At 31.0% G+C, this 16722-nt stretch carries 18 protein-coding genes and 1 pseudogene; 11 read left to right on the forward strand and 8 right to left on the reverse strand.

The genetic code is table 11. The features are described 5' to 3' along the window. Window positions 1–67: 67 nt before the first annotated feature. Entirely contained in the window at window positions 68–283 is a 216-nt protein-coding gene (locus tag GAPWK_RS00180) for a hypothetical protein (protein WP_025314287.1), read from the forward strand. Between the two features lie 383 nt (window positions 284–666). After that, window positions 667–909 (forward strand): annotated as a pseudogene (locus tag GAPWK_RS00185) (helix-turn-helix domain-containing protein). Here GAPWK_RS00185 and GAPWK_RS00190 read toward each other — a convergent pair. Beyond that, window positions 876–1568, reverse strand: coding sequence for an aspartate/glutamate racemase family protein (locus GAPWK_RS00190; RefSeq protein WP_025314288.1), 693 nt, complete (start codon window positions 1566–1568; stop codon window positions 876–878). The pseudogene GAPWK_RS00185 and the gene GAPWK_RS00190 sit on opposite strands and share 34 nt — an antisense overlap. Before the next feature lie 159 nt (window positions 1569–1727). Here GAPWK_RS00190 and GAPWK_RS00195 point away from each other — a divergent pair, with 159 nt between their 5' ends. Then, on the forward strand, window positions 1728–2543 hold the full coding sequence (locus GAPWK_RS00195) for a hypothetical protein (RefSeq protein WP_025314289.1): 816 nt from the start codon (window positions 1728–1730) through the stop codon (window positions 2541–2543). Window positions 2544–2591: 48 nt separating this feature from the next. Beyond that, complete coding sequence (gene cobB / locus GAPWK_RS00200; protein WP_038516955.1) at window positions 2592–3278, forward strand: Sir2 family NAD+-dependent deacetylase; 687 nt, start codon at window positions 2592–2594, stop codon at window positions 3276–3278. A 9-nt stretch (window positions 3279–3287) separates the two neighbouring features. Here cobB and mtgA read toward each other — a convergent pair whose 3' ends face one another. Next, window positions 3288–3980 carry a monofunctional biosynthetic peptidoglycan transglycosylase gene (gene mtgA / locus GAPWK_RS00205; protein ID WP_025314290.1) on the reverse strand — a complete coding sequence of 231 codons (693 nt, stop codon included), beginning with the start codon at window positions 3978–3980 and terminating at the stop codon, window positions 3288–3290. A gap of 961 nt (window positions 3981–4941) precedes the next feature. Between mtgA and GAPWK_RS00210 the strand changes: the two genes are divergently transcribed. Continuing rightward, window positions 4942–6531 carry a phosphoethanolamine transferase gene (locus GAPWK_RS00210; protein WP_025314291.1) on the forward strand — a complete coding sequence of 530 codons (1590 nt, stop codon included), beginning with the start codon at window positions 4942–4944 and terminating at the stop codon, window positions 6529–6531. A 187-nt stretch (window positions 6532–6718) separates the two neighbouring features. Here GAPWK_RS00210 and mobB read toward each other — a convergent pair whose 3' ends face one another. After that, window positions 6719–7216 carry a molybdopterin-guanine dinucleotide biosynthesis protein B gene (gene mobB, locus GAPWK_RS00215; protein ID WP_025314292.1) on the reverse strand — a complete coding sequence of 166 codons (498 nt, stop codon included), beginning with the start codon at window positions 7214–7216 and terminating at the stop codon, window positions 6719–6721. A gap of 72 nt (window positions 7217–7288) precedes the next feature. Between mobB and GAPWK_RS00220 the strand changes: the two genes are divergently transcribed. Beyond that, window positions 7289–8320 carry a threonine aldolase family protein gene (locus GAPWK_RS00220; protein ID WP_025314293.1) on the forward strand — a complete coding sequence of 344 codons (1032 nt, stop codon included), beginning with the start codon at window positions 7289–7291 and terminating at the stop codon, window positions 8318–8320. Window positions 8321–8509: 189 nt separating this feature from the next. Here GAPWK_RS00220 and mobA read toward each other — a convergent pair whose 3' ends face one another. Beyond that, complete coding sequence (gene mobA, locus GAPWK_RS00225; protein ID WP_025314294.1) at window positions 8510–9094, reverse strand: molybdenum cofactor guanylyltransferase MobA; 585 nt, start codon at window positions 9092–9094, stop codon at window positions 8510–8512. Window positions 9095–9332: 238 nt separating this feature from the next. Between mobA and GAPWK_RS00230 the strand changes: the two genes are divergently transcribed. Then, window positions 9333–9602, forward strand: a complete 270-nt coding sequence (locus GAPWK_RS00230) for a YihD family protein (protein WP_025314295.1) — start codon at window positions 9333–9335, stop codon at window positions 9600–9602. A 14-nt stretch (window positions 9603–9616) separates the two neighbouring features. Beyond that, window positions 9617–10333, forward strand: coding sequence for a DsbA family protein (locus tag GAPWK_RS00235; protein WP_025314296.1), 717 nt, complete (start codon window positions 9617–9619; stop codon window positions 10331–10333). Between the two features lie 79 nt (window positions 10334–10412). Here GAPWK_RS00235 and GAPWK_RS00240 read toward each other — a convergent pair whose 3' ends face one another. Further along, window positions 10413–12383 (reverse strand): MacB family efflux pump subunit, encoded by a 1971-nt coding sequence (locus tag GAPWK_RS00240; RefSeq protein ID WP_025314297.1) that lies wholly within the window; start codon window positions 12381–12383, stop codon window positions 10413–10415. A gap of 2 nt (window positions 12384–12385) precedes the next feature. After that, window positions 12386–13576 (reverse strand): efflux RND transporter periplasmic adaptor subunit, encoded by a 1191-nt coding sequence (locus tag GAPWK_RS00245; protein WP_202961668.1) that lies wholly within the window; start codon window positions 13574–13576, stop codon window positions 12386–12388. A gap of 371 nt (window positions 13577–13947) precedes the next feature. Here GAPWK_RS00245 and GAPWK_RS15415 point away from each other — a divergent pair, with 371 nt between their 5' ends. The 3 genes from GAPWK_RS15415 (at window position 13948) to GAPWK_RS00255 (ending at window position 15243) form a co-directional block, all read left to right on the forward strand. Further along, the gene (locus GAPWK_RS15415; RefSeq protein WP_080692391.1) at window positions 13948–14244 is read left to right on the forward strand and encodes a helix-turn-helix domain-containing protein; all 297 of its coding nucleotides are present in this window, start codon (window positions 13948–13950) and stop codon (window positions 14242–14244) included. Next, the gene (locus GAPWK_RS00250; protein WP_025314299.1) at window positions 14183–14725 is read left to right on the forward strand and encodes an IclR family transcriptional regulator; all 543 of its coding nucleotides are present in this window, start codon (window positions 14183–14185) and stop codon (window positions 14723–14725) included. The genes GAPWK_RS15415 and GAPWK_RS00250 overlap by 62 nt, the downstream gene beginning before the upstream one ends. Window positions 14726–14988: 263 nt before the next feature. Then, on the forward strand, window positions 14989–15243 hold the full coding sequence (locus GAPWK_RS00255; protein ID WP_025314300.1) for a YfhL family 4Fe-4S dicluster ferredoxin: 255 nt from the start codon (window positions 14989–14991) through the stop codon (window positions 15241–15243). 1 nt (window position 15244) lies between these two features. Here GAPWK_RS00255 and ispH read toward each other — a convergent pair whose 3' ends face one another. Together ispH and lspA are read right to left on the reverse strand one after the other, a co-directional pair. Next, window positions 15245–16192 carry a 4-hydroxy-3-methylbut-2-enyl diphosphate reductase gene (ispH, locus tag GAPWK_RS00260; protein WP_025314301.1) on the reverse strand — a complete coding sequence of 316 codons (948 nt, stop codon included), beginning with the start codon at window positions 16190–16192 and terminating at the stop codon, window positions 15245–15247. 1 nt (window position 16193) lies between these two features. Then, window positions 16194–16667 (reverse strand): signal peptidase II, encoded by a 474-nt coding sequence (gene lspA, locus GAPWK_RS00265; protein WP_025314302.1) that lies wholly within the window; start codon window positions 16665–16667, stop codon window positions 16194–16196. Between the last annotated feature and the right edge of the window lie 55 nt (window positions 16668–16722).

The raw sequence follows: 16722 nt of genomic DNA on the forward strand, positions 1-16722 counted from the left end.
TTTATTGTTGTTTTGTGTTTTTGCGAGTAATAAGCCGTATTTAATTTTTATACATAAGGAAATAAAAATGAATACCAATATCTCTCAATCTCAGTCACGTCTAAATAAATACTGTAAATTAATGGCACTGTTAACTTTTGTCCCTATAATAACAATATTAATTGGAATGATATCTCCTTTATTATTTTATTTTTCTGATATACACAATATTGGTTTAGAATCGGGTGGATATTCCTTTTTTATTGTCCATAGTGCAGATAGCTCTGATATTGATCCAACTTAACTTTCTACATGGCAAGCCGTTTTAGTTACCTTAATTGATACCATTATTATTGCAATTTTAGTTTATGCTTTCTTTCAGCTTAGATTATTTTTTTAATTTATAGTAAATCGGATTATTTTTTAGTAAGTTCGGCTAATTATTGTTATAAGTTTGGTACAACATTAGTCATTTGGGAAGTGATACAATTAATTAAAGAGCCATTATCATCATTAATCTTATCTTTTAATAATGATCATTCGGAACGTTACATTTCTCTATCATTCACCAGTGAAGATTTAATGTTATTATTTCCGTCAATAAGTATTATGATATTTGGTCAAATATTGAAAAAACATGTCAAATAGCCGTAGAAAATAAGCAGTTTATTTAGCAAGGAGCCAAAAGTGCTAATTATAATAAATTTAGATGTAATGCTGGCTAAACGTAAAGTTAAATCCAAAGATTTAGCGGCTGCCATTGGTATTACTGAGTAAAATTTATCTTTACCTAAACAAGGTAAAGTAAAAGGATTTAGGCTTGCAACACTAGAGGCAATCTGTAACTATTTAGATTGCCAACCTGGTGATATATTCGAATATATAAAAGAAGAAGTTTACGAATTAATCGCTAACCATGCTGCTTCTTGAGCATGTAATAGGGCTGTATCAAAGAAAGGAATGGCGTAATCTTGTTGATTTATTAATAAACCGATCTCAGTACAGCCTAAAATCACCCCTTCAGCACCTTGCTTAACGAGTTTATCAATAATATTGAGGTAAGCTTGCTTAGATTCTGGTTTAATTTTCCCAAGGCAAAGTTCATCATAAATAATATTATTGATAATTGTTCTATCTTGTTCATTAGGGATTAAAACATTTAAACCTTTTTCAATTAATTTTGATTTATAAAAGTTTTGCTCCATAGTGTATTTGGTACCAAGTAAAGCAACGGACTTTATTTTATCTTTAATTAAATGTTTGGCCGTAACCTCAGCGATATGAATTATCGGAATAGTAATAGCTTTTTGAATTTGATCAGCAACCTTATGCATAGTATTAGTACAGATAATAATAAAATCAGCTCCAGCTAGTTCTAATCTTTTAGCCGCATCGATTAAAATAATCGCGCTTTTATCCCATTCATTATTTGCTTGGCAACTTTCTATTTCTTGAAAATCAACACTGTATAAAAGTGTTTTTGCTGAATGTAAACCACCAAGTGATTTGCCAATAAATTGATTGATGACTTGATAATAAGTTAATGTGCTCTCCCAACTCATCCCACCAATTAATCCAATTATTTTCATATTACTAATACCTTATTTTTTATGATTGCTTGACGCTAAAGTTATTAGCGTACATTATAATGATTTTATTTAATTTAAATTGTTTAATATATTTTATAGTTTATTATTAAAATTATCTGGTGTGAATTATTTATTATATAGATTAGGAATGCAAAGCTAATGAAGAAAATCATTAATTATCTCTATATTATACTAATCGTTTTTTCAATCTTTTCTTTTCAGGCTTTTGCAGATACAAAAATCATTCATGTATTAGTTGCATTATGTGATAACAAATATCAAAAAATAGTACCAGTTCCACAGGCAATTGGTAATGGTCAAGATCCCCAAAATAATCTTTATTGGGGGGCTGCTTATGGTTTTAAAGCCTATTTTGCTAAGCAAAAAGAATGGCAAATAATCAATATTAACAAGCCTTCATCAGGAAAAATATTAGAAGAGATAATTTATAAACATCGAAATAAAGATGTATATCTCATTGCTCAAGCATACGATGGTAAATATATTGATGATACTGTTGATGACTTTTTAGATTTTGCGGCTGGTAAAAAAACACAGCAAATTAGTCTTAATGATAAAATAGTAATGGCAGGAGGAAATTCCAATCTGGTTGTATATATTGGCCATGATTCTTTAATGGAATCATCATGGCGTAATTATTTACCTGATAGTTGGCGTTGGGATACATTATCAAAAACAGAAAAAGAAAAACAAAAATTACGTTATGCTGCGGTATTTGCTTGTAAAAGCCAGAAATATTTTACTCCACCATTATCTCGTTTAGGTATTACACCTTTAATTTTAACCTTACATCGAATGGCACCAGAAGCTTATAGTGTACATGCAATGATTACCAGTTGGTTAAATGGTGAATCGAAAGATGAAATAAGGTATAAAGTAGCAAGTGCTTACAGCAAATATCAAAAGTTAAGCAAACCAGCCTTACATATATTTACCACAGAATATAGCCAATAATATTTTTTCAGTAATTTATTTAACTTATTAATAAAAAGGCAAATAGACATGTTGAAAACACCAAAAATAGTCATCTTAACCGGTGCTGGTATTTCTGCTGAATCAGGATTATCGACATTTCGTGCCCAAAATGGTTTATGGGAAGGTTATGATGTTAATGATGTCGCGACCTATGAAGGATATATGCGTAATCCAGTTGCTGTTCATGATTTTTATAATATGTTGCGTAGAAAACTACAAAATCCTGAAGTAAAACCTAACACGGCTCATTTTGCTTTAGCGCAATTAGAACTAAAGTTAGGTTCTGATAATGTATTAATCGTTACCCAAAATGTGGATAACTTGCATGAACAAGCTGGTTCTAAAAATATTATCCATATGCATGGTGAATTATTAAAAGTGCGCAATGAAAAAACAGGACAGATAATTGATAGCTATTACGATGTAAATTATTATGAAAATAAATTAATTCGTCCACATATTGTTTGGTTTGGTGAGATTCCACTACAAATGGAAGAAATTTATAACGCAATTTCGCAAGCTGATTATTTTATATCGATTGGTACATCAGGTAATGTTTATCCAGCTGCAGGATTTGTTCAAATAGCTAATCAAGTGGGTGCCAAAACTATTGAACTTAATTTAGAACCAAGTTTAGGTAAAAATTTATTTCAAACCAAAATTTATGGTCCAGCAAGTAAAGTTGTACCGGAATTTATTGAAAAATTTATATAAACTATTAAATTAGTTTAGCTGTCTTAAATAATTTTTACCACCAAGGTTATTCATTTGATTACGAATCCATTGTGCTTTTTTTTGTATGTGAATATTAGGGTTAGCAGGATTCCATTTTCTCGGATTAGGTAATGTAGCGGCAAGTAGGCTTGCTTGATAAGGTGTTAATTTTTTAGCGCTTACTTTAAAATAGTATTGCGAAGCCGCTTCTATACCAAAAATTCCCTCTCCCCACTCAACACTGTTTAGATAAATTTCAAGTGTTCGTTGTTTAGACCAAAGTAATTCAATTTCAAGAGTAAACAAGGATTCAAAACCTTTACGTATCCAACTACGCGACGGCCATAAAAAAATATTTTTTGCTACTTGTTGACTAATAGTACTGGCGCCACGAATTTTTTTATTATTTCGATTATGTTTTAGAGCATGATTAATTGCTTTAAAATCAAATCCCCAATGATTAGCAAACTTTTGATCTTCAGCAGCGATAACCGCTATTTTTATATGATCTGATATTTGATTCCAATCTTTCCATGTACGTTGTTGAGTAATATTCAAGTGAGTGAGCTTTCTTTCTACCATTAACATTGAACCAAATGGAGTAATCCACCTTAATAAAAGAACAATTAAAAAAGATAACAGTATAAACCCGATTATCATTTTTTTTGTAATGTTCAAAACTCTTTTTAATAAAGGCTTCATTTTGACTCAGGTAAAATAAAAAATTAGTAAATAAGATACGATATATTCTTATTTAAATAAATAAATTTTTCTAAACTCGGCTATTTAATGAAAATAGCAAAATGAATAAAAATATAGTGCTGAGATAATTATGGTATAGAGTTTTATGGAGTGGAATATTTAAATTTTTAGGATTTTATTTTGTTAATTTTGGATCTTAAAAAGATGGTTAACTTTTTTTAACTTATTAAAATTTTTCAATTATCAAAAATATCTATTAAAACTTATAATTTATTGCATTGTTAAAAAAATCTACTAAAATAGTATAAAACCAACTAAGGATGGTGAACTATTTTGGATGAGTTATATGTAATTTTTCTCAGTATATGCTTGGTTTTTTTGTCTTCATTCCGTAGAGGCGGATTTGGAGACAAACGTCCTAAAAAAGTTCCAGGCATTGTTATTATTCTTTATATCGTTGTATGTTTCCTCTTTATTGATGAAATGCTTGATATACTTCCTCGAACAGGATGTACCCAAATTATAAATTAGAATCATAATTTTGTTCATACAATAGTATGAACTTTCGATTAACTTTCTAACTGATAGCATCGCTTTAGAGGCTAACAATTTCAGAAATTTAAAATTATTTTAATTAAAATTTTTTAATGTATCAATCTAATAAAGTATTTATCCTGCCGTAAACTAATGTGAATTTTTGATTGAGTTTCTAAGTGATAACAATAACCTCAAGGCTAACATTATCTAATAATCTATAACTACTTTAGCTTAAATAACAATTTAAATTAAAATATTGTTTGGGATTTGTTAGTAAAATTAATGAATAGTTGTTTTATAGCATCAAAAAATAATTAACAAATAAAGTTAATAAGTTAAAATCAATTGCTTTACTAGAAGTAATTGTTTAAAATTTATTATAAAGAAAATGTAAATAATAAATAAATGAATTGTAAACAATAAAATGAAATTACCTGAATTTATCCAGCGGCGAAGTAACGCTTTTATATTACTTTTAGTTTATCTCTTTTTTAGTTCAATTTTAACTTATATTCACACTAGTAAGAATGATTCTTTTATAATTATCCGTTTTTCACTTATCTTATCAACTACACTTTGTTCATTTTTATTTATTCATATATTAATAACAAGTCGACGCCATTTTGTTGTAATTATAGGTACGTTATTTTTATTTTTACTCTTATCTGAAGTTAGTTATTTGATTTATTTTGGTGAGGTTATTTCTGAAGGTGTACTGGATTCTATTATAGAAACGAATACCTATGAGGCATTTTCAATGCTTAAGCTTGTTCTTTTCATAACTGTGCCAGCATTAATAGTGACTGTTGGTATTTTATTTATTTATAAAAAATTTATTACGGTTAACTTTAGACCTATACTACCCTTAACATTATATATAATTATTGGAAGTATTTGTATGTCTGTAAATGCAGATGTAAAAAATGATATCCATAAAGATTATAGACTAAAATTACTATTATTACGGGAGATTTATCCTGCAGTACTTGGTAATGTAGTTTATTTGGGAGTGACTTATTTTTCTACTGACATTTACGCCGATACAAGCGAAATAGAGGTTTTTAATAATGCTGTTATTTTACCTCCTCAGAATTTAAATGATAATCTTGTTGTGTTAATTATGGGAGAATCTTCTTTAGTTTCTCGATATAGTGCCTATGGTTATCATAAATTAACAACCCCACTCATGGCGGAAGTTTTTAATCAAAAAAATGGTGGATGCATTATTAATAATAGTCATTCATCTGCATCCATGACTAGGGATTCTATACCAATGACTTTATCTTTCAATATTCCTGAAAGTAATGATAACTTATTTATCAACAAGTCAATTATTGAAATGGCTAAATATAATAATTATAAAACCTATTGGTTAGCTTCGTATCGTCAAGGTGTTAAAGGAACAAGTAATGCTAAATTTGGTTTTATTGCCCGTAAAAGTGATGTGCTTGATTTTACAGATAAAGATAATGATATTAATTTAAGTGAATTATTAGAACGATATCTTAAAAAAGATAATGCACCTAAAAAATTCATCTTTATTCATTTACAAGGAAGTCATGAGCCTTATAGTATTGGATATGATGAGATTGATAAACAAGCTTTGCCTGATGCTGAAGATTATGATTTAACTATTCATCATACTGATCGCGCGGTAAAGGCGATATATGATGTTATCAATAAATATAGCCATAATTATAGTATCATTTATACTTCTGATCATGGAGAAATTGTTAACGTTGGTCATGGGATGAGTAAAGGTATTGATCAATTTTTAATTCCGTTTATGTTTATCTCAACTAATAATCAATTTGATTGCCAATTTATAGAATCGTTTCGTGGATCAAATGGTTATTTAAGTGGCTTAATGAATAAATATATTTTATCTAATCTCTTAGGTTATCAAATAGATCAATCTATTCTTGATAAAGAAAAAAATAATGATCGTATTCTATTGCCGAATCGTCAAAATATGCTTTTTTTAGATTTTTTAAAATTAAATAAACAACCATAGTTTTGTAAAAAATGTTATAGATAATAAATAGTACATTTGGGTTTATTGTCTAGATGAGTATAAGCAATTAATCCGCGTAAATTATGCACAAAATTGGTGATGCCTCTATGTCTTGGCTGTTTAATTTGATTATAGTTCAATTAAATAGTTCCTTTTTTCTTTTTTTAATATAAGAAATTTAGTTTAATTACATTTTTAATTCAAAATAACTTTTTATAAATTCGGCTATCTGACTCGGTTCATTGATATTAAGTATTGGTAAATTAGTCTTTATTGATTCATCACAGGCAATAGCGATAGTAAACTGATCTATAAAAAGAGGTTTTTGATTTGCGCTTCGGTGGCACGTAATTTTAGGAATAGTTTCATCTTTAAATCCCTCAACTAATATAATATCGACATCTGAAAAGTGATTAATTAATGTCTGTATATTAACAGATTTATCGGGTGTTTCATGAATTAACGCATAACGATTATTACATGCCACGATAGTTTGTAATGATCCAGCTTTACGTAATTTATAACTATCTTTCCCTGGTATATCAAATTCAATATCGTGATGGGCATGTTTTAACGTGGCGACTTTAAATCCTTGCTCAACAAGCAGTGCAATAACTTTTGTTAACAGTGTTGTTTTACCACTGCCGCTATACCCTGTGATTCCAATTATTTTTTTATCATTCATAGACTATGAACTCTAACATGTTATATTAAAGATAAATATTACATCATTTTATACAAGATTAAAGGTAATGATATGTACGATTTTTTAAATGATTATAATCAAACAGTGCACCCTAATTTATTAAAAGAATTTGTTGATATTAATAATAAAAAGTTGAGTGGTTATGGATTAGATGAATGTTGTAATGATGCAATAAATAGCATTAAGAAAATATTAAAATCACCGAATGCCGATGTGCATTTTATGGCAGGCGGAACCATTACCAATTTGACCATGATTTCACATATTTTAAAACCTTATCAGGCAGTTATTGCTGCTGAAACTGGTCATATCAATGTTCATGAAACAGGTGCGATTGAAGCGACAGGGCACAAAGTTGTTACAGTCAAAACTGAAGATGGAAAATTAACACCAGAATTAATTAAACCTGTTTTAGATTATCATTGTGATGAACATATGGTGCAACCTAAACTTGTCTACATTTCAAACACTACCGAATTAGGTACTCTATATACGAAGCAAGAGTTAAAAAAACTGTATCAATTTTGTCAAAAACATCATCTTTATCTTTATTTAGATGGTGCTCGTCTAGCAATGGCCTTGGCGGCAAAAGATAACGATATTACTTTTCCTGATTTGGCTAAATACACTGACGCATTTTATATTGGCGGTACTAAAGTTGGCGCCTTTGCGGGTGAGGCATTGATATTTAATAATCTTTCAATTAATCATGATTTCCGTTTCAATATGAAACAAAAAGGAGCAATACTAGCAAAGAGTTGGATTATAGCTGTACAGTTTAAAGCGTTAATGGAAAATAATCTTTATATTTCGCTTGGTAAGCATAGCAATGATATGGCTGAAAAACTCAAAAATTTGTTTGAGAATGAAGGATTAACATTTGCAGCTAAACCACAATCCAATCAACTGTTTGTTAATTTTCCTAATCAACTTGCCAAAAAAATTATTTCACTGTATGCCCTAGATAATTTAGGCCAAACTGATCCAAGTCATATTGGCTTACGTTTTTGTACTTCATGGGCAACACAAGAAGTAGAAATAGAGAATTTTGCTAAACAGTTAAAGGCGCTACTTAGAAAATAATAATATATTTTTATAAATATATTTTTACGGCTATATAATATAAATTGAAAATATCGCTAAACGATCTGAAAAAAGGTTAATATTTGAAAATTACTTCTAGCTTTTAAGATTTTTAATTTATGTTTGAGTTATAAAAGATTATGTTTAATTTTGCACTATATAAACCAACTAAATATGGTTTAATAATAATTACTTGAATGAAATGTTAGCTCTTTCCAGCATTTCTAGAGTATTAATATTAGTAAAGCCTAAAGGATTTTCACTAAAATCAACAGCGATAGCATTAATTTGCTTAAGAAACAGCATAAGCTTACGATCTCCGTTGTCTAAATATTTTTTTAGTTGGGGGATGATATTTTTATGGATCAATAAAATAGTAGGGTGATCATTTTCTCCATCGAAAGGGTAAATCGCTTGATGGGTTGCTGTAAATTTTGCTAAACGATCGATAAGATCTTCAGGTAAAAAAGGCGTATCACAGCTCACAAATAAATTCCAATCTGTTGTACTTCTTAATAAGCCACTATAAATCCCTGATAAAGGTCCTAAAAATCCTTTTAAATCATCACAAAAAACAAAATAGCCTAATGAGCTATATAGATCAGCATGCCGATTACAATTAATCATAACCAAATTGACTTGAGGTTCAATACGATCAATGACATGTTGATAAAGTGGTTTTCCTGCTAACAACATTAAACCTTTATCCTTACCATTCATACGGTTACTTTGCCCACCGGCTAAAATAATCGCAGTAATTGACAGTTTTCGCATAAATTATTTCTCTTTTACATTGCCAAAAAACAAAATAGCATTACTATATAGCAAAGTTATTTTTTAGTCGCAAATAACCTATATCAGCAGTTTATGATATCTTTCTAAATGCACTATTTAAATTTAAAGTCGAGTATATAATAGAGACCTTTTAATATATAGATAGTAAAGTAAAGATTAACATAAAGGTTTATATTATCACTTTCAACTTAGTTGAATATTTAATAAGGTAGTTATTATGAAATGTCATCGTATAGATGAGTTAATGGAGTTATTACAACCAGCATGGGAAGCGGATTCAGATCTAAATTTATTGCAACTTTTAGATAAATTGGGTAAAGAAGCTGGTTTTGACGGTGACCTAAAAGATTTGAGTGATGAAGTGCTAATTTATCATTTAAAAATGCGTAACTCAGATAAAAATGAAGCAATACCTGGGTTGAAAAAAGATTATGAAGATGATTTTAAAACCGCTTTGTTAAAAGCCCGCGGAATTATTAAAGAATAAGGAGAATAAATTAAATGAAAAAAACGCTTATTGCTATGGGTGTATTGTTATTTTCGGTAAATTGTTTTGCGGATGATTCTTCGACAAATGCAATATCAAATACATCCCAAACTCCTGCGACAACACAAGCACAAATTGAAGAGGGTAAACAATATATTGTATTACCAACTTATCCATCACCTGAAAAAGAAGTCATTGAATTTTTCTCGTTTAATTGTCCTAGTTGTTTTCGATTCGAATCAAAATATCATGGCATGAACCGTATAGCTAAAGCTGTACCAGAAAATATGAAAATTAAACGTTATCATCTATTGGACTTTGGAGCGCTAGCTATGGAGTTATCTGAAGCATGGGCAATAGCTAACGTTCTTGGCATAGAAGATAAAGCATCGGAAGCACTTTATGATGCAGTACAAAAAGATAAAACAATAAAAACGGCTGATGATATTAAGACAGTATTTGCTAAATTAGGCGTTGATGAGGAAACTTATGAAAAAACTAAAAATAGTTTTTTAGTAAAAGCATTTATGGCTCAACAAGCTGACGCTATTAAAGAAATGCAACCGTCATCTATTCCTTCTATTATTGTTAATCGTAAATTTTATATTAATTCTTCTGGTTTAGATACATCAAACGATGATGCTTATATAGCTGATTATATTAGAGTTGCTTCTTTTTTAGCTAATTTAGATCCTAATGTTAAAGTTGACGAAAAAAAGAAAAATAATTAAAAGACTCATGTTTTAGTGAGTAGTTAGAAAGCCTTTACATGAAGTAATTCAGTAAAGGCTTTTTTGTAATTATTGTGGGTTACTCTCGTTCTAAAGCATAAATTGGATCGAGCTTTGCAGCACGTTTGGCAGGAAAATAACCAAAAATAATGCCAATGATACTTGAGCAACTAAATGCTGCAACAATGGCTATGGATGAAAAACTCATAGCAAAAGATGTAACTAACGCATTAAAAATAAATCCTACAATAAATGACAACAAAATGCCTATTATGCCGCCAGTTAAGCACACTAATACTGCTTCAATTAAGAACTGTTGCAAAATGTCACTTGAGCGAGCTCCAACAGCCATACGAACACCGATCTCTCGTGTTCTTTCGGTGACCGATACCAACATGATATTCATTACTCCAATACCGCCAACAATAAGTGAAATTAATGCAATGGTTGACACTAATAGCGTCAAGACCCATGCTGAAGAATTTATTGTTTCACGGACATTGTCTGAATTAAAAATGAAAAAGTCTTTAGTTCCATGTCGTTGTAACATAATTCGATTAATAGCTTGCTCAGCAACCGACAAATCAACATTATCATTAATGCGTACCGTAATGCTTTTTAATGAAGTTTGCCCAACCATACGATTAGTAACAGTAGTATAAGGTAACCAAACATTTAGACTCTCATTACTACCAAATCCTTGTTGTTGCTTTGTAGCAACACCAATTATTTTAACTGGTAACTGACCAACCATTAAAATTTTTCCAATTGGATTTTCATTTGTAAATAATCGTTTAACTGTGTTTTCATCAATTACGGCATCTTGTGCCGAATTGTCAATGCTAGTTTGGTCAAAAGAAGTGCCTTGTGTAATATCATAACCACGAACAGCAAAAAATTGCTCACCGACACCATTAACAGTCCCCGTTACAGCTAGATTATTAATTCGGAAATAAACACTGGTTGATAGGTTAGGAGTAGTACTATGGACAAAACTTTGCTGAGCTAAAAAATCAGCATCCGATGAGCGTAACGTTGTAATCTTATCTGCATTACGATCACCAAAACCATTACCAGCATAAATTTCTAATGTACTTGTTCCCATAGAATTAATATTTGATAATATTTTTTGTTTTGTTCCTTGTCCTAATGCCACCATTGAAACTACAGAAGCGATACCGATGATAATACCTAACATCGTTAAAAAGGTTCGTAATCGCTGTGAAAGCATTGATAAAGTTGCCATTTTGAATGCATCGCGAAAACGATAATATTTTGCTCGAAAATTATCTTGAGTTTTAGCTTGTTCAATTTGTTTAACTTGGCGATTGTCGTTAGGTTCTGATTGATAATTAGGATTGATTGAATCTGAAATAATATTGCCATCACTAATTTCAATGATTCGTTGTGCACTTTGAGCAATATTTGCATCATGTGTGACAATAATAACTGTATGACCTTGACTGTGCAGTTCACGTAATATCGTCATAACTTCTAGACCACTTTTACGATCAAGTGCACCAGTTGGTTCATCGGCTAAGATGATTTGTCCACCATTAATTAGAGCACGACCGATACTAACACGTTGCTGTTGTCCACCCGATAACTGATTGGGTTTATTATTAATTTTATCTGCCAGTCCTAGACGAGTTAAAATTTCGGTAGCACGTTTTTGTCTCTCTTCATCATTAACCCCAGCATAGATAGCAGGAATTTCAACATTCCCTTGAGCAGTTAATGCATTTAGCAGATGATAGCGTTGAAAGATAAAACCAAAATGTTCACGACGTAGTTCAGCCAGTTCATCTGGTGACAATTTACTAGTAATTCGACCACTTATAGTATAAGTACCAGTAGTAGGTTTGTCTAAGCAACCTAAAATATTCATTAAGGTAGATTTACCGGAACCTGATGCTCCAATAATTGCCACCATTTCACCAGCATTAATGGTTAAATTTACATTTTTAAGGACTTGTATCGACGAATCCCCTGCTGGGAATTCACGAACAATATTTTCAAGCTTAATTAGAGGTGTATTTTTATTTGCCATATTTAGAATCGTATCCTTGGCCCTTTTGTATTACTACCTAGTGATGCACCATTTGCACTACTAACTACAACGGTATCCCCTTCTTTAATACCTGATTTGATTTCAACATTTATATTATTATTAATACCTACTGTGACTTCTCGTTCTTCAATCGCATTACTTTTATTTAATAGATAAACTATGGCCTTATTTCCACCTAAACTTTTTTGGAGAGCCTGAGATGGAATAGTCAAAACATCTTTTGCTGAAGATAATACAATGTAGACTTGTGCTGTCATGGATATACGTAAAATACGATCTGGATTATCAACATCAAATAACCCATTATAGTAGATAGCACTTTTTGTTGTTGAAGAACTTGAACTTGTTGTAGTTTCCGTATTAATTGAATCTGGAGCTGGTTCAATTGCGCGTAATGTTAACCCATCAAAACGCTTATTGGGTAGACCTAAAATTGTAAAATAGACTGGCATACCTTTTTTAACATTAATGACATCGGCTTCCGAAATTTGAGCTTCAATTGTCATTTTATCAAGTTGAGCAACCTTAACAATAGTCGGTGCGCTTTGCACTGAGTTAACGGTTTGACCTTGATCAACGGGTATTGCAACAACCACACCATCAATCGGCGAGCGAATTTTGGTATAGCCTAAATTAACTTTAGCGGTATCTACAGCGACTTGGGCATTTACGATATCTGCATCAAGGGCTGCAATATCAGCTTTAATTGCATCAAGATCAGCCTTTGCAGCATCTAAATCTGATTGAATACCAACGCCTTTATTGACTAATTTTAACTGGCGGTCGTAGGTTAACTGATAGTTTACCAATTTTGCTTTTTTAGATTTGCGTTGTGCTTCAAAGCTATTAAGGGATGCTTCGGATTGCTTTAGATCATTATTTTGTTTCAGATCGTCAATTTCGGCAATCATATCACCTTGTTTAACTTCGTCACCTAATTCAACATAAAGCTTTTTGATTTGTCCTGAAACCTGGGCTCCAACGCTTACTTGTTTAAAAGCACTAATTGTACCATCTGCTAGAACCGATTTTTCAATGTTACCTTTGATAACAGGTGCAGTAATATAATTAACAGTTGTTTCTGCTGGAAATATAATTAATTTCGCAATAAAGAAAATTACGAAAATAATGATTGCTATTACTATATACTTAATTTTAATTAACTTTAACAATCTTTTCATCCTTTAAATTTGTTATTATTGTAGTATTACATATTTTATCCCAATAATTTAAATGATATTAATAATTATTCTTAATAAAATGTAATGAATATGAAAATAAATAAAACACTGTGAAATATAAAGTAATCTAGTTTATCTTTTTCTTAAAAAATTAATAATAGAAAGATGTTATTGAATTTATAGAAAAAAACAGATTATTCTAGTAATATGTAGCCACTAACCCTAATTTATATACGTAATTAGATAAAAATAGTATACCGAAGTCTTTTTCAAAATGCGTGTTTTATTTTCTATCATACTGTTTTTTATTAATAAATTAATAGCTATCTATTTAAAAAGTATCCTTGTGTGGAGTTCAATAAATGTTTTTTCAAAAACAACAATCCACGTTAGATAATGCCTTAACTTTGCTTGAAATAATTAGCCACTATTCTTCTGGAATATCTTTGGCAGAAATCGTTAAACTAAGTCGAATGGCAAAAACAACAGTATTTAGAATTTTAGACATACTAAAAAAAGACAATATCTCAGCTATAACGCCTCCACTGAAAATATTTTTTAGATGTAAAAGCTTTCGAGTTAGGTGTCAAAGGATTGATGAATATATCTTTAGTTGGTATATCAATTCCTTTTTTAAAAAAACTTGCTGCAAAGCTTAATGAAACCTGTTTTTTAGCTGTCTATCATGATGGCAGTGTTATCTATTTATATAAAGCAGAAGGTGAGCTTGCTGTTAAAACCAACTCACATATTGGTAGCCGAATGCCAGTATATTGTACTGGACTGGGTAAATCATTATTAGCTTATCAACCATTAGTTGAAATTAATAAAGTTTTAAGTCGCCCATTAGTTCAATTCACCAATAAAACCATTGTCGACCGAGAAGCCATCCATAATAGTTTGGCAAAAGTGTGTATTGATGGTTATTCTATGGATGATGAAGAAGTTGAAGAAGGCTTAACGTGTATTGCTGTACCAATCTTTATTAAGCAAAATAAAGTAGTAGGGGCAATAAGTATTGCTGGCTCTTCTTTTAGAATTATTCAGAAAAAAGAACTTATCATTAATGAATTAAAAAGTATCCGTTATGCAGTAACATTATTCAAAATATTAAAATGGTTTGATTTCGATAAGAAATAATAGAAGCGTTATTGATTAGTATTTAGGGAGTCAACAGCGCTTAAAATTATCAATTAGTTAATTAAAAAAATAGTTATATTTCATTTATAACGTTATTCTCGCTGATTTGGTTAAGTTTTTATACTCAAACATATAGTTAATCTGAAACTTTTTGACAAAAATTGGCCTTGTTAACCAGTGATAATGTGATCTTTATTCGGAATTATTGGTGATTGCGCTATAATGACGCCAATTTTTTTCAGTTAATAAAGATAGTAAAGAGCATGGCGTTAAAAATAACCAACAAATGTATTAATTGTGATATGTGCGAGCCTGAGTGCCCTAATGAGGCAATCTCAATGGGCTTTGATACCTATGAAATTGATCCCAATAAATGTACAGAATGTGTTGGCTATTATGATCACTCCACATGCCAGCGTGTTTGCCCAATTCAAAATGCTATTATTGCAGATCCCGAGCATGTTGAAACACAAGAAGAACTATTAGCCAAATTTGAACGACTTAAGCACTTATCTTAAATCAAACCGCTTTAACTTCTATTCGTAGTTCTTTAGGAATTTCAAAAGTAATATTTTCTAAAATACCATCGGTTTCAATAAGTGATGTGCAACCTAAACCTTTTAAGTGCTCGATAACTTGCTGCACTAAAATATCTGGTGCTGATGCGCCCGCGGTTACGCCAATTGTTCGAGCGTTGACTAACCACTCTTGTTGAATATCCGACGCATAATCGATTAAATAAGCATTTTTGCTGCTTCGTCGTGCGAGCTCTGCTAAACGATTTGAATTCGATGAGTTTTTAGATCCAACAACTAGAACAATATCAGCACGAGATGACAATTGTTTAACCGCTTGTTGGCGATTGGTTGTGGCGTAGCAAATATCATTTTTTCGAGGGCTACGAATATTTGGAAAGCGTTGTTTTAACGCGGCAATAATTTCGGCTGTATCATCAACAGATAAGGTTGTCTGAGTGGTAAAACAGAGATGATTTTCATCTTTAATTTTTAACTTATTTACATCTTCAGTCGATTCAATTAAATAGATACCACCTTGAGGATTATTATATTGACCCATAGTACCATCGACCTCAATATGACCGGCATGACCGATTAAAATGACCTCTTCACCTCGATAACTTGATCGAGCAACTTCCATATGCACTTTGGTTACTAACGGACAAGTTGCATCAAAGATGCGCAATTTACGCTGCTTGGCTTCTTCTCGAACTGCTTTAGATACGCCATGTGCTGAGAAAATAAGAATGGTATTATCAGGTACTTCACTAATATCTTCAATGAATATAGCACCTAACTGCTTAAGACGATTAACTACATAACGATTATGCACCACTTCATGGCGGACATAAACAGGGGCACCAAAAAGTTCAATGGCTCGCTCAACGATGGTAATTGCGCGATCAACACCAGCACAAAATCCACGAGGATTAGCTAAAATTATTTGCATATTACTCAGTAGTCTGTTTAGGTTTTTTATAGTTACAAAAAATAAATAATCCAATGCCTATACAGATAGCGCAATCTGCAACATTAAATGTTGGGTAGTGCCAACTACCAAAATTAACATCTAAAAAATCAACCACAAAACCATGGTAAAGTCGATCGAATAAATTACCCAATGCACCACCTAAAATTAGTGATAATGAAAAATTTTCTAATTTTTTTTGGCATGAATTACGATAGAGCATATGCATAATGACAACGCTGATAATCAAGGCAATAGCAACTAGCATTTCACGTTGTCCCTCGAAAAAACTAAACGCTGCGCCGATATTACGCACATAAGTAATAGAGAAGAACGGTAAAAGATTTACTGATTCAAACAGAGAAAATTTATCAATAATAAAAAACTTACTTGCGATATCAATTATAAAAATCACAATTGTAACGAGTAACCAGTAAAGTCCATTATCTTTTTTCATATAGTATGCTCATTATTATGTTTCCGCCGACAGGTGTCGGCGGTAAAAATATTGA

Source organism: Gilliamella apicola (genome assembly GCF_000599985.1).
In the GTDB taxonomy this organism is placed as follows: domain Bacteria; phylum Pseudomonadota; class Gammaproteobacteria; order Enterobacterales; family Orbaceae; genus Gilliamella; species Gilliamella apicola.

What these genes read in the sequence shown, in the direction of transcription:
- GAPWK_RS00180 (WP_025314287.1), top strand. Translation starts at nt 68, where the DNA reads ATGAATACCAATATCTCTCAATCTCAGTCACGTCTAAATAAATACTGT.
- GAPWK_RS00190 (WP_025314288.1), bottom strand. Translation starts at nt 1,568, where the DNA reads ATGAAAATAATTGGATTAATTGGTGGGATGAGTTGGGAGAGCACATTA.
- GAPWK_RS00195 (WP_025314289.1), top strand. Translation starts at nt 1,728, where the DNA reads ATGAAGAAAATCATTAATTATCTCTATATTATACTAATCGTTTTTTCA.
- cobB (WP_038516955.1), top strand. Translation starts at nt 2,592, where the DNA reads ATGTTGAAAACACCAAAAATAGTCATCTTAACCGGTGCTGGTATTTCT.
- mtgA (WP_025314290.1), bottom strand. Translation starts at nt 3,980, where the DNA reads ATGAAGCCTTTATTAAAAAGAGTTTTGAACATTACAAAAAAAATGATA.
- GAPWK_RS00210 (WP_025314291.1), top strand. Translation starts at nt 4,942, where the DNA reads ATGAAATTACCTGAATTTATCCAGCGGCGAAGTAACGCTTTTATATTA.
- mobB (WP_025314292.1), bottom strand. Translation starts at nt 7,216, where the DNA reads ATGAATGATAAAAAAATAATTGGAATCACAGGGTATAGCGGCAGTGGT.
- GAPWK_RS00220 (WP_025314293.1), top strand. Translation starts at nt 7,289, where the DNA reads ATGTACGATTTTTTAAATGATTATAATCAAACAGTGCACCCTAATTTA.
- mobA (WP_025314294.1), bottom strand. Translation starts at nt 9,094, where the DNA reads ATGCGAAAACTGTCAATTACTGCGATTATTTTAGCCGGTGGGCAAAGT.
- GAPWK_RS00230 (WP_025314295.1), top strand. Translation starts at nt 9,333, where the DNA reads ATGAAATGTCATCGTATAGATGAGTTAATGGAGTTATTACAACCAGCA.
- GAPWK_RS00235 (WP_025314296.1), top strand. Translation starts at nt 9,617, where the DNA reads ATGAAAAAAACGCTTATTGCTATGGGTGTATTGTTATTTTCGGTAAAT.
- GAPWK_RS00240 (WP_025314297.1), bottom strand. Translation starts at nt 12,383, where the DNA reads ATGGCAAATAAAAATACACCTCTAATTAAGCTTGAAAATATTGTTCGT.
- GAPWK_RS15415 (WP_080692391.1), top strand. Translation starts at nt 13,948, where the DNA reads ATGTTTTTTCAAAAACAACAATCCACGTTAGATAATGCCTTAACTTTG.
- GAPWK_RS00250 (WP_025314299.1), top strand. Translation starts at nt 14,183, where the DNA reads ATGAATATATCTTTAGTTGGTATATCAATTCCTTTTTTAAAAAAACTT.
- GAPWK_RS00255 (WP_025314300.1), top strand. Translation starts at nt 14,989, where the DNA reads ATGGCGTTAAAAATAACCAACAAATGTATTAATTGTGATATGTGCGAG.
- ispH (WP_025314301.1), bottom strand. Translation starts at nt 16,192, where the DNA reads ATGCAAATAATTTTAGCTAATCCTCGTGGATTTTGTGCTGGTGTTGAT.
- lspA (WP_025314302.1), bottom strand. Translation starts at nt 16,667, where the DNA reads ATGAAAAAAGATAATGGACTTTACTGGTTACTCGTTACAATTGTGATT.